The organism is Opitutia bacterium ISCC 52 (assembly GCA_014529675.2).
In the GTDB taxonomy this organism is placed as follows: Bacteria; Verrucomicrobiota; Verrucomicrobiia; order Opitutales; family UBA2995; genus UBA2995.
This window is the reverse complement of the sequence record CP076040.1, coordinates 4,775,293-4,787,329: the sequence shown is the minus strand read 5'-3', so window position 1 is coordinate 4,787,329 and position 12,037 is coordinate 4,775,293. Positions and strand designations below refer to the sequence as shown.

Below are 12,037 nucleotides of genomic sequence, written 5' to 3'. Positions count from 1 at the left end.
ACTGTCAGGCCTTCTGAGCAACCACTGCGGACTTACGATTTGGGAATAGCTCTTTGCAGAGAGGGCAATCTCTCCCATCACAACCACGCGCGGAACAATACTCGCGACCATAAAAAATAATTTGTAGATGCAACTTGTTCCAAAGCTCCTTAGGAAACAGTCGCTTCAAATCCTTTTCTGTCTGCACCACATTCTTGCCTGAAGTAAGTTTCCACCTCTGGGCAAGCCGGTGGATGTGTGTGTCGACGGGAAAAGCCGCGACACCAAAGGCCTGCGACATCACCACGGAAGCCGTTTTGTGACCGACTCCTGGTAATGCTTCAAGAGCCTCCATATCTGCAGGCACCTCACTTCCATGTTCTCGATTAAGAATCTTGGACAACTCGGAGATAGCGGCGGACTTTCGAGGCGATAAGCCACAGGGCTTGATGATATTCCTGATCGTCTCCACCCGCTTCTTCGCCATGTCGACGGGATTGTCAGCCAACTTGAACAAGGCCGGTGTCACTTGATTGACGCGAACGTCCGTGCATTGGGCCGAGAGCAAGACGGCTACCAGCAACGTGTAAGCATCCTTGTGATCCAAAGGCACTGGGGTCTCAGGATAAAGATTCTCGAGGTATTGGACTACGTACTCTGAGCGTTCTTTTTTAGTCATAAGCGGTACAAAACCACATCATTCACAACCTTAACCTTAAACAAGGTTATTTCTATTTTGCATTTTCACCAAAGGTTCTTTCCCTTCACAACAATGGCACCTCAATCCGATTCCCGCCCTTCCTTGGGCTACAACCCTGAAGCCCTACCAAGAGAACTGAAGGAATATTACGTCTCAGCCTCTACAGAAGATCTTGAGGCCATGCTTAGGACCATCGGCGCTGAGTCGGTCGGAGATCTGTTCTCCCATATTGCTGACGACGTTAAATTCTCCAATCCTCTCGATCTTCCCGGACCTCAATCCTACGAGGAATTGCAAAACACCCTGTTTGATTGGTCTTGCGAGAATAAACTTCGCACCTCCTTCCTCGGTGATGGCCTACCTCAATTTGAAGTGCCGGATATCGTTCCCTACGTTTGCAACATCCGCAACCTGACCACCTCATATACTCCCTACCAGCCTGAGAGAAGCCAAGGAACACTCCTAACCCACTGGATTTACCAGTGCTGTATGACAGAGCTGACCGGGTTCGAAGCCGTAAACTCATCTCTATACGACCGGTCGACTGCTATATTTGAAGCTACCTGCGCTGCTCTTCGCATGGCTCGTAAATCCGATACCGTGATTATTTCAGATGGTATTTATCCTGGAGATCGAGAAGTCATAGAAACGCTCATTCAAGATACCGACATTCAGATCGAGTGGATACCCCTCGATAGTGAGACGGGCCTCACTTCACCGAATGTGATCTCTGAAAAAACAGAAGAGCTAGGATCACGGCTAGCCGGCGTGATTTTCCCACATGTAAATCACCATGGACTTATCGAAGATGTAGATACGCTTACAAACTGCATCAGGGAAATCGGTGTTAAAAGTATCGCAGTCATAGATCCAATGTTACTCGCCTATGGAGGCCTGAAACGACCGGTCGATTTTGGAGACAACGGTGTAGACATGATTGTTGGCGAAGGACAACACCTCGGCCTGGGAGCAAACTTCGGCGGACCTGGGTTAGGTCTGTTCGGTGTGCGATTAAACGACTCGGCCAAGAACGATATTCGCCAATCACCGGGACGCTATGTTGGGAAAGCGGTCGACATCAATGGTCAGGAATGCCGAGTGATGGTCTTGTCCACACGCGAGCAACATATCAGAAAAGAGAAAGCTACTTCAAACATCTGCTCCAACCAGGCCTATATTGCCACGATCGTTGGAGCCGCTGTTCTTCAGCGTGGTGACGCCGGAATGACTCAAGCCTGTTCCAAAGCACGATCCAATGCCGTCCAAGCTTTCCAGAAGCTAACCAGAATCAATGCCCTGTCATTTCCCTTCTCAAACCAAGCATTCTTCAACGAGTTCGTAGTGGAAATACCGGTACCGGTATCCGAATTGATTACCAAAGGCATCGCGTCAGACCTACATATCGGCGTAGATGTTTCCAACCGTGTGGGAGAAGAAAAACATCTCCTGAAACTATCCTTCAATGACCGGCAATCCACAGAAGATATCGAACAATTGGTTACGTTCTTCGAAGAACAATTTCCGGGTGAATCCGCAGAAGCAATTTCAGCCCCAGAACTTGCCCACGATCAAACACGATCAAGCCACCTCACTCTGCCGAAGGTTTCACTCGAAGAGTTAAAAGCTTATTACGACAAACTAGGTGAGTTGAATGTGAGCCCAGACGATACTTGCTACCCTCTTGGGTCTTGCACGATGAAGTACAACCCATACATCAATGATTGGGCAGCAGGACTACCCGGATTCGCAGACTCGCATCCGCAAGCACCATCCGAAGATGTCCAGGGCAACCTGCGGCTGCTTTTCGAAACACAGGAATGGTTCAAAGCAATCACCGGGCTTGCCGGAGTTACAACGCAGCCCGTTGCGGGGGCACAAGGAGAGCTGGTAGGCATCAAACTGTTTCAAGCTTACCATACAGACCGAGGAGATTCGGAGCGCGATGCGGTTATTATTCCGCGCAGTGCCCACGGCACCAACTTTGCCACGGCTACTACGGCTGGCTATCAGAACAAAGTCGTCAATGGACGGAAGACCGGTATCGTTTATCTGGAAGCGGATCCCACCGGTCAAATCGACATGGAAAGCTTGAAGGAGATTCTGGCGACTCAAGGCAAGCACGTTGCTGGAATCATGGTCACCAATCCTAACACAGGCGGCATCTTTGAGAGTAGATTCAAGGAGATGGCCGATCTCATTCACGAAGCCGGCGGCCTTGTTTATATGGACGGCGCCAACATGAATGCGATAGCCGGTTGGGTCGACCTAAATGCTCTGGGTGTAGACGCGGTTCACAACAACTTACACAAAACCTGGACCATTCCACATGGTGGAGGCGGCCCGGGAGATGCCATCGTAGCCGTTAGCGACAAGCTCGTAGACTTCCTGCCTGGGTTCCAAATTGAAAAACAGAGCGAACAATACCTGCCAGTTAAAGCAACCAAATCGATCGGTTCATTCCATCGCCATTGGGGTAACTTTGCCCACAAGATTCGATGCTTCACTTACCTGCTTCGGTTGGGTGGAACTGGGATCAAGCAAATGTCTGCCGTAGCGGTGTTGTCGTCCCAGTACTTATTCAAAACTCTGGGTGAGCACTTCCCTGCCCTGCCAAAAGACGCCCAAGATATTCCGCGCATGCATGAATTTATCCTGACCCTCGATGACGCAGATTTCGAGGCGTTGGAAGAAGCTGGCATTTCCAAAGCAGTTGCCATACCACGCATTGGGAAACTTTTCCTGGACTTTGGTTTCCATGCGCCAACGGTGGCCTTCCCTGAAGTATACGGTCTCATGTTCGAGCCCACAGAGAGTTATAGTAAAGCTGAGCTGGATCGTTTCACGGAAGCGGTGCTAGCTATTCGGAAAATCATTCGAGAGACACCTCAATTGTTAGCCAAGGTTCCCATCTTTACGCCCATCAATCGAGTCGATGAAGTAACTGCAAATCGACAACTCCAGCTCAACGAATCACTACAAGAGCTCCCTGAGCCGCCACAAAACCGTATCGCCGCCAAAGAACTTCAAGCAAGCACGGTGGATGAGATTTATCAAAAGCTCGTCGCTCACGCCTAATCTCAACTAGACTCTTACTCCATGAACGTCCTGATCTGCTTCGATAAATTTAAGGACTCCATGGAAGCTCATGAGGCCGGGCAAATCGTTGAATCTGCACTGTCGAAAACACATCCCAATTGGATCATTGATACAGTGGCCCTTGCAGATGGCGGTGAAGGGTTTTGTGAAATCCTGACTAACTCACTCAAGGGGGCACTAGAAAATCACACCGTACCAGGTTCGATCCTAAACCCTATCGAAGCTAATTTGGGTTGGGTAGCAGGAGAACAATTGAGCCAAGAGACCCGAACCGATTGGAAGCTCAACGACCAAAGTAAAGTCGCCATCATTGAAATGGCACAAGCAACTGGACTACAAGAGTTGCCAATCGATAAACGAGATTGTTGGAAAACAAGCTCCTTCGGAACCGGTCAACTCATCAAACTAGCAGTAGAGGCAGGCGCAGAAACGATCCTCCTTGGTGTTGGAGGCAGTTCAACCAACGACCTTGGGCTCGGAGTCCTCGAATCTCTCGGACTCGAATTCTATGACCTCAATGGCGAACGCCTGATCTCGGCTCGCCCCGAGCTCTGGCATAAAATCGATCATCTCGGTGGCTCACTGCCAAAAAACCTGCCCCCCTTCAAAATCGCCTGTGACGTGGAGAACCCAGTATTCGGTCCTAATGGAGCAGCAGCCATCTTCGGGCCACAAAAAGGGCTGAAGCAAGAGGATCACTCTCGCATCGAAGCCGAAGGACAACGCATCGCCCGGCTCCTTTGTGATTACTTAGACAAACCCTGGAGCCTCACCGAAGTACCCGGTAGCGGAGCTGCCGGCGGCATCACCTTCGGCCTCAGCACAGCTTGTGAAGTGGAACTTCTCCCAGGTTTCGACCTCGTAGCCCAATGGCTCAACCTACCAGATAAAATCTCAGCCTGCGACTGGCTTATTACCGGCGAGGGCAAATTCGATGCAAGCTCTCTCCAAGGCAAAGGGCCAGGGACACTTGCCCAAACTGCACTTACTGAAGGCAAACGAGTCACCATCATGGCCGGCCGTATTGAAGTAGATAAAAGCTTCTTTTCCAATCCCATCGATCTGATTGAAATTTCTCCTCGAAAGCTTCCGTTAGAGGAGGCCTTAATTATGGGACCCAAAAACCTTTCCCGCACAGTTAAAAATCTGGAGACATAATTTCTCAAGCTGAGAATTTTCCATTCATAGGAAATCCACAGGTAAAAGCTGAATTTTTTGATAACGAATTGTCAAAATACCTGGGCCGTTTGCGTAATGCGGAAGGGAAGTTCCATTCTAGAGGCAGATGATGGGCACCCCTCGGGAAACAGTTCAGATGGCACGTGAAAACAGACGCCTTCGCATACGAAAATTGCTACGTCTTCGTTGGTTGCTGCGCTGGATGCCGAGTAAGCGTTCCCTGGGGAAAATGCCTGTGTTGAAGCAGTTTGGAGCACACTTGCAAAGACGAAAGTACCTCTGGTCATTCAAGGAAAACCGAGTTGCTCCTGCCATTTTTCTGGGTTCGGTCATCGCCTTTCTTCCGATCTTTGGGGTGCAACTTCTAACCGTGGTCGCATTGGCCGTTTTGTTGAAGGTAAACCTTCCGGTCATCGCAGGCCTTCAATTTGTATCCAACCCATTGACCTTAGTTCCCATTTACTTGGCGAATTACAAAGTCGGATCCTGGATCCTACAGGGAATCGGGTTTGCTGAAAAGGGGGCTGAAAACCTTGTCCACGGTGTCAATTCTACCATGGTAGGCGGTGTCGTCCTGGGGACGGTTTTCGGCCTAGTGATGTATGGGTTCTATCTGATCAGGATCAAACGGGGTTTTCGCACTTCTGAGGTTGCCCTCTAAGCGCCCTTTGTTGCATATCTGGGGTTACCATCCCAACTATGCCCACTCATCCTAGATTCTCAGTACTTTCATCTCTTCTACTCCTTGTCAGCCTGACAATGACCGTCAGTTCCGTAGGAGCGGCGTCCAAGATCCTGATGGGAATCGATGTCCTGGAGAAGAATCGGTTTTCCATTCTACAAGGAAAGCGGGTGGGCCTGTTGACGCACAAGGCAGGAGTGAATCGGAATGGCGTGAGTAGCATCGATGTGCTCCACAAAGCTCCTCAAGTTCACCTACGCTCGCTCTATGGTCCCGAGCATGGAATCGATGGCGTCGCGGAGGCTGAGGTGAAAATCAAGAATGGCATTCATCGCCGAACGGGACTCCCGGTCTACTCACTTTATGGCGAATACCGGAAGCCCGCTCCGTCCATGCTTCAGGGGATCGATGTGATGGTGGTGGACCTACAGGATGTAGGGGTTCGTTCCTACACCTATGTTGCGTGCATGAAACTGACTATGGAAGCTTGTTTCGAAAATGGGAAAGAAGTCATAGTCCTCGATCGGCCCAACCCACTTGGCGGGATTAAGGTGGACGGACCCATGCTCGAAAAAGTGTGGGAAAGCTACGTCGGCCCCTTCCCTACTCCATATGTCCATGGCCTAACCATAGGCGAAATTGCACGAATGGCCAAAGCCACTCCTGGCTGGCTGGATTTAGTCGATTCCGTTCGTCAACGAGGACGACTAACGGTGATTCCCATGCAGGGATGGAAACGAAATATGCTATGGCCAAGCACCGGGCTCAAATGGATAGCCACTTCGCCAAACATCCCTGACTTGTCGGCGGTGCTGGGTTACCCCATGACGGGGCTCGGAGCTCAAGTTGGAGGCTTCCGTCACGGGATCGGTTCCAAGTATCCTTTTAGGATGCTCACCTTCCCAGGGGTTTCCCCCCAACGACTTCAACAGCGCCTTACTCAGATGCGAATTCCCGGACTACGGTTCCAGCAAAAGGAATTTATCAAATCCAATGGTCAACGAGAAGTGGGTGTCTATACCACCGTCACCGAGTTTGATAGCCTGCGCCCGACCGAACTCAGCTTCTATATGATGAAACTGACCGCCGAGTTTAATGGTTCGAATCCTTTTCAGAATGTCACTTTCTCCACCGAGCGCTTGTTCAACAAACATGTGGGTTCAACGGCTTGGTGGAAGGCCATCTCAACAGAAGGCTCTCGAGTCAATGTGGCGGGTTGGGTCGCCCTCTGGGAAAAGCAGGCTTTGGCCTATCGGGAAACAACCAGGCGGTATTGGTTGTATAAGTAGGTTTGGGTCGATGCCGGCGTCCTCAAAGCAATCGAGGCGTAAAGCCTCTCCTACAGCTGAAGAGCGGGTGACCAGCAGGTGGTACGACCGCCAATCGTATCGCGGCTTAGCGGCTGCTTACTCTTGGGACAGGTGCCGCCAGCCTTCCAGCGATGATTAAACAACCAGGAGTCGGGGAAATCTCCCCAATCATCGCCTAAGATCCGGAGCGAATGTTTGGCCACATAACGAACTCCCTTGAATAAGATGCGACGCTCGCTTTCGTTTAGACTTTTGACCCGACGGTTCGGGGCTAATCGTGCACGCCAAAGGATTTCGTCCGCCATCCAATTTCCGATCCCTGGAAAAAGATCCTGCATGAGCAGCAGCGGTTTTAGCTGACTGCCCTTTCTCCTTTCGAGCAAAGCGCTAAAATAGGCAAAGGTGAATTGATGGTCTAGAACCTGGGATGGCAAATCAGCCCACCAATCGGGTGGATCGATTCCCAATGCAAACCTAACTCGACCAAATTGCCTGGGGTCGTTGAAGACCAAAGCTCCCTCTTCCGTTTGCAACACCAGATGCGCATACCGATCATCAATAGGAGTCTCATGAGTGAACAACAGCTCTCCTGTCATGCCCAAATGGATACCTAGCCACCCATGGTTGTCTGTTCGGAATAGCATTTGCTTACCGTGTGTTTCGGATGATACAAAGCTTGCACCGGCCAATCCCTTAACTAACTCCAACGGCGACTCCCCACGATACAAGCGAGTCCATGGATGCGTAATGACCTGAACAACCTTTTGCCCCAGGCCAGGGTTCCACTGTTTTCGAAAGTAATCTACTTCGGCAAGTTCCGGCATTTACTATTCCTCAATCACAAGGCCCGATTCTTTACTGTAGAGGTTCTTGTTGCTCGCATTGAATTCCAACTTCAAGTTGCACTCGAGTCCGTAGAGGCCGAGTAGCTTGAATCCAGTAAGTGAATACAGACCATCCTCCACCTCTTCGGTCGAAAATGCGAGCAACAGATGGTAGGCGTCATGGGTGACCTTAAAGTCCTGAGATGGAGAAATATAAAAGGTGCGCTGACTGCTCTTCACGGTCTTCGGTGAGTAGGTCTTAATCTCGATATAGTAATAGTCATCGCCCGATTGTGCATAAATGTCCGGGTAGCCTGCAGTTTTTTTACGGCCCGATGGAGGCGTAGGCCGCCCGGAAGCGAGCCCTGCTTTTTCGAGTTCCGCCAACACATAGAGCTCAACAGCATTCCCGACTTCGTTGATGCGCTCCGTTTGGATCGGGTTCCGTCGTACTTCAGCGACCACGGATTCACCAATTCCCATCAAGGTCGGAGCTAGATCTTCATCCCAATCATAGACTTCGTGCCCAGTGATCAGGGAAATTAAATCGGGTAGACCAATTTTACTTTCTTGTAGAGTGCCCCAGTCCTTCAATGTCTCAGCTCTTGCGTAGCCGATGACCATTAGGCCGAGCAGGCAAAGCGGCAGAATACGGAGCTTTCTATTCATAGCTCAAAGTTATACATTCAATTAGCTGCGGACAACAATTCGTTTATTGAGGGAGTCTTCGATTTTTTGAATTGCCAACACGGCGGGCAAAACGGCTTACTTTTAACCTTTCACCTCAGCCCGAGCGATGCTTGGAGTTGTCCACTCAATTCAGAATTTTACCTATAGAATTATGCCTAGAACATGCACCCTATTCACTGGCCAATGGGCGGACCTGCCCTTGGAAGAGCTAGCACCCAAAGCGAAGGCGATGGGTTACGATGGTCTCGAACTCGCCTGCTGGGGAGATCACTTCGACATCCGTCAAGCCAACCGCAGTAAAAAGTACCTGAAAGAGAAATGGGAGCTACTCTCCGACAACGGTCTTACCTGCTACGCAATATCCAACCACCTCACGGGTCAGGCCATTTGTGATTTGGTTGATGAACGCCATCAGGCGATCCTCACCGAACAAGTCTGGGGCGACGGAAAACCAGAGGGTGTTCGCAAACGTGCTGCTCGCGATATGATTGCAGCCGGTAAAGCCTGCCGAAAATTTATGGACCTGAAACCAGGCCGCAAAAAGAAGGATGACTTCCCGGCCGTTGTGAATGGATTTACAGGATCCAGTATCTGGCACATGCTCTACGCATTTCCACCAACCACACAGGAAATGTATGAAAAGGGTTTCCAGGACTTTGCGAAACGCTTCACACCCATCCTGGATGCATTCGATGCTGTGAACGTAAACTTTGCACTCGAAGTTCACCCAACGGAAATTGCCTTCGACATTGCCTCTGCAGCACGTGCCATCGATGCAGTTAAAGGACACAAACGTTTTGGATTTAACTACGATCCATCTCACCTGGGTTATCAGGGAGTTGATTACGTGAAGTTTATCCGAGAATTCCCGGACAGAATTTACCACGCCCACATGAAGGATGTTTGGTGGAGTCATGGTGACGGAAGCGTAGGCGTGTTTGGCGGTCACACTGACTTTACTGATCCTCGCCGTTTCTGGGACTTCCGTTCACTCGGACATGGTGACATCAATTTCGAAGAAATCATTGTTGCACTAAACGACATAGGTTACGCAGGACCTCTTTCGGTTGAATGGGAAGACGGTCGCATGGATCGATTCCATGGCGCAGAGGAAGCAGCCGCTTTCGTAAAGTCGGTCGATTTCAAGCCCAACGAAATGGCGTTTGATGCGGCTTTCGACAAGTCGAACCAATAGATCTAGAACCCATTACAAACGAGCATTTTAATATGAGCACAAAAGTAGGAGTCATTGGAGCCGGAGGTATGGCTCAATATCATATTGCCGGTTTCCGCCAAGCGGGAGCAGAAGTCGTCGCTATTGCCGACATGCATGAACCAGCCGCACAAGCAGCAGCTGAAAAATACGGGATCCCCACAGCACTAGGAAGTGTTGAAGCGATCTTGGCGATGGAGGAGCTGGATGCTATTTCCGTAATTGTACCCAATAAGTTTCACGCACCCCTGGTGATCCAGGTGTTGGAATCCGGAAAGCACGCGTTCTGCGAAAAGCCACCAGCCATCAATGCAGATCAAGTAGCGGACATGAAAGCCGCTGCCGAGAAAGCAGGTAAAACGGTGATGTTTAACTTCAACAACCGGGCCCGCCCAGAATCCTACGCCATGAAGCAGTACATCGCAGATGGCGCGGTGGGTAAAATCAACTCGGCCCAAGCGAAGTGGATTCGCCGCACCGGCATTCCCGGTTTAGGAGGATGGTTTACCACAAAAGCACTCGCTGGTGGAGGCCCATTGATCGATCTACTTCACATGGTCGACCTGGCCATGTTCTTAATGGATTACCCAGAACCGGCATACGTTCTCGGAGCAACATTCGACGATTTCATCACAGACAAGAACTTCAAAGGCCCCTGGGGCATTCCTGACAACGCCGATGGAACCACAGATGTTGAAAGCGCCGCTCACGGATTTGTAAGTTTCAAGACCGGTCAAGTTTTGTCCATGCAAGTCTCCTGGGCAGAAATGGTGAAACGCGAGGAAGTATCGGTCGTATTCCAAGGCACTGGAGCCGGTGGAAAGATCGAGCGCCTCTTCGGTTCAGACGGCCTCGACGAAACTTGCATCGATAGCTGTGAGCTCTACGTGCAAGAAGGCGGAAACTCTGTAAATCGCGAAGTGATTGTGGAAGCCTGTGAAGACATGGGGCGTTCCCGTTCGGCTGCTAACTTTGTCGCTACTATTGAAGGCAAGGAAGAGCCACTCAACACCGTGGACCAGGCACACTCTTTGATGAAGGTCATCGATGCTCTTTACGAATCAGCAAACACCGGCAAGCCGGTTGAGTGCTAACCTCAAAGTTTCAACCTTTGGAGTAAACCCCTGAATACCTACTTAAAGCATGAATAGAAAATTAAGAATGGGAATGGTTGGCGGAGGCCGTGGAGCCTTCATCGGTGCTGTTCATCGCATGGCAGCAAACCTGGATGGTAAGATTGAACTCGTCGCAGGGTGCTTCTCATCTAAAGCCAGAACTTCAAAATTGTCCGGCAAGGATTTCTTTCTCGATCCGAAGCGCGTGTATACCTCCTACGAGGACATGGCGAAAAAGGAAGCAGCTCTACCAGCTGACCAAAGGATCGACTTCGTGAGTATTGTTGTTCGCAACAACCTTCATGTGCCTGTTGCCAAAGCGTTTCTGAATGCGGGGATCAATGTGATCTGCGACAAGCCACTCGGTATTAATCTGAAGGAAGCCAAGGCACTCAAGAAAGTCGTTGAGAAAACCGGGAAGGTATTTGCGCTCACGCATAACTACACCGGATATCCGATGGTGAAGGAAGCCAAGGAGTTTGTTAAGAAGGGTAAATTAGGCCGCATCCTCAAAGTCGTCGTCGAATACCCACAGGGTTATGCGGTTGGCGATGTGGATCGAAAGGGCCCAACCAAAATAAATTCTTGGCGAACCGACCCAAATGTATCGGGTGCATCCAATTGCATGGGAGACATCGGAACTCATGCAGAGAATTTGGTCCACTACATCACCGGCCTGGAAATTGACGAACTCTGTGCTGAGCTCACAGCCTTTATCCCTGGCCGTGAACTGGATGATGATGGCAATGTGCTCATCCGCTACAAGGGAGGTGCCAAGGGAATCCTTTATGCTTCTCAAATCTCCAATGGAGACGAAAACGCACTCACGATCCGCGCCTACGGTACTAAATCATCTCTTGAGTGGCATCAGGAAGATCCCAATGAGCTTATCATTAAGTATGCAGATAAACCGCGTCAGATTCTTCGCCGCGGAAACGACTACTTAGGAAAAGCCGCGCAAAACAATTCACGAACTCCCTTTGCTCACCCAGAAGGATTCATTGAAGCGTTTGCGAATGTGTATCTGGGAGCAGCCGAAGCCATTTGGGATGAAGTAAATGGAAAGAAGCCCAAGAAGTCCTATGACTTTCCAACCATTGATGATGGTATCTACGGAATGGCCTTTATTGAGTCCGTTGTGAAGTCCAGCAAATCTAAGACTAAGTGGACGAAGTTTCCTAAACTGTAGGACTCATTAAAACCAATTCTTTCAAAGTCCCGCAGAGTGCAACTCGCGGGACTTTTTTTC

Annotated in this window: 10 protein-coding genes; 7 read left to right on the top strand and 3 right to left on the bottom strand. The window is 50.1% G+C overall.

Going from position 1 to position 12,037, the window contains the following annotated elements; translation table 11 throughout:
* Positions 1-4: 4 nt before the first annotated feature.
* Positions 5-658 carry an endonuclease III gene (nth, locus tag GA003_20690; protein ID QXD28381.1) on the bottom strand — a complete coding sequence of 218 codons (654 nt, stop codon included), beginning with the start codon at positions 656-658 and terminating at the stop codon, positions 5-7.
* A 93-nt stretch (positions 659-751) separates the two neighbouring features.
* Here nth and gcvPB point away from each other — a divergent pair, with 93 nt between their 5' ends.
* From gcvPB to GA003_20670, 4 genes are all read left to right on the top strand, one after another.
* Complete coding sequence (gcvPB, locus tag GA003_20685) at positions 752-3,754, top strand: aminomethyl-transferring glycine dehydrogenase subunit GcvPB (GenBank protein QXD28380.1); 3,003 nt, start codon at positions 752-754, stop codon at positions 3,752-3,754.
* A gap of 21 nt (positions 3,755-3,775) precedes the next feature.
* Positions 3,776-4,933, top strand: coding sequence for a glycerate kinase (locus tag GA003_20680; GenBank protein ID QXD28379.1), 1,158 nt, complete (start codon positions 3,776-3,778; stop codon positions 4,931-4,933).
* Positions 4,934-5,090: 157 nt separating this feature from the next.
* On the top strand, positions 5,091-5,615 hold the full coding sequence (locus GA003_20675; protein ID QXD28378.1) for a DUF2062 domain-containing protein: 525 nt from the start codon (positions 5,091-5,093) through the stop codon (positions 5,613-5,615).
* Positions 5,616-5,713: 98 nt separating this feature from the next.
* Positions 5,714-6,925 (top strand): DUF1343 domain-containing protein, encoded by a 1,212-nt coding sequence (locus GA003_20670; GenBank protein QXD28377.1) that lies wholly within the window; start codon positions 5,714-5,716, stop codon positions 6,923-6,925.
* A 50-nt stretch (positions 6,926-6,975) separates the two neighbouring features.
* Here GA003_20670 and GA003_20665 read toward each other — a convergent pair whose 3' ends face one another.
* Positions 6,976-7,770, bottom strand: a complete 795-nt coding sequence (locus GA003_20665; protein QXD28376.1) for an Fpg/Nei family DNA glycosylase — start codon at positions 7,768-7,770, stop codon at positions 6,976-6,978.
* Positions 7,771-7,773: 3 nt separating this feature from the next.
* Positions 7,774-8,439, bottom strand: a complete 666-nt coding sequence (locus GA003_20660) for a hypothetical protein (GenBank protein ID QXD28375.1) — start codon at positions 8,437-8,439, stop codon at positions 7,774-7,776.
* A 172-nt stretch (positions 8,440-8,611) separates the two neighbouring features.
* On the opposite strand from GA003_20660, the gene GA003_20655 reads away from it, so the two are divergent.
* The 3 genes from GA003_20655 (at position 8,612) to GA003_20645 (ending at position 11,977) form a co-directional block, all read left to right on the top strand.
* Entirely contained in the window at positions 8,612-9,655 is a 1,044-nt protein-coding gene (locus GA003_20655; protein QXD28374.1) for a sugar phosphate isomerase/epimerase, read from the top strand.
* 32 nt (positions 9,656-9,687) lie between these two features.
* On the top strand, positions 9,688-10,767 hold the full coding sequence (locus GA003_20650; protein ID QXD28373.1) for a Gfo/Idh/MocA family oxidoreductase: 1,080 nt from the start codon (positions 9,688-9,690) through the stop codon (positions 10,765-10,767).
* 67 nt (positions 10,768-10,834) lie between these two features.
* Positions 10,835-11,977 (top strand): Gfo/Idh/MocA family oxidoreductase, encoded by a 1,143-nt coding sequence (locus tag GA003_20645; GenBank protein QXD30493.1) that lies wholly within the window; start codon positions 10,835-10,837, stop codon positions 11,975-11,977.
* The last annotated feature ends 60 nt before the right edge of the window (positions 11,978-12,037 follow it).

Bases quoted from the DNA above. Each gene is read 5' to 3' on its own strand.
- GA003_20670 (QXD28377.1), top strand. From the start codon at position 5,714: ATGACCGTCAGTTCCGTAGGAGCGGCGTCCAAGATCCTGATGGGAATC.
- GA003_20660 (QXD28375.1), bottom strand. From the start codon at position 8,439: ATGAATAGAAAGCTCCGTATTCTGCCGCTTTGCCTGCTCGGCCTAATG.
- GA003_20680 (QXD28379.1), top strand. From the start codon at position 3,776: ATGAACGTCCTGATCTGCTTCGATAAATTTAAGGACTCCATGGAAGCT.
- nth (QXD28381.1), bottom strand. From the start codon at position 658: ATGACTAAAAAAGAACGCTCAGAGTACGTAGTCCAATACCTCGAGAAT.
- gcvPB (QXD28380.1), top strand. From the start codon at position 752: ATGGCACCTCAATCCGATTCCCGCCCTTCCTTGGGCTACAACCCTGAA.
- GA003_20675 (QXD28378.1), top strand. From the start codon at position 5,091: ATGGCACGTGAAAACAGACGCCTTCGCATACGAAAATTGCTACGTCTT.
- GA003_20665 (QXD28376.1), bottom strand. From the start codon at position 7,770: ATGCCGGAACTTGCCGAAGTAGATTACTTTCGAAAACAGTGGAACCCT.
- GA003_20645 (QXD30493.1), top strand. From the start codon at position 10,835: ATGGGAATGGTTGGCGGAGGCCGTGGAGCCTTCATCGGTGCTGTTCAT.
- GA003_20655 (QXD28374.1), top strand. From the start codon at position 8,612: ATGCCTAGAACATGCACCCTATTCACTGGCCAATGGGCGGACCTGCCC.
- GA003_20650 (QXD28373.1), top strand. From the start codon at position 9,688: ATGAGCACAAAAGTAGGAGTCATTGGAGCCGGAGGTATGGCTCAATAT.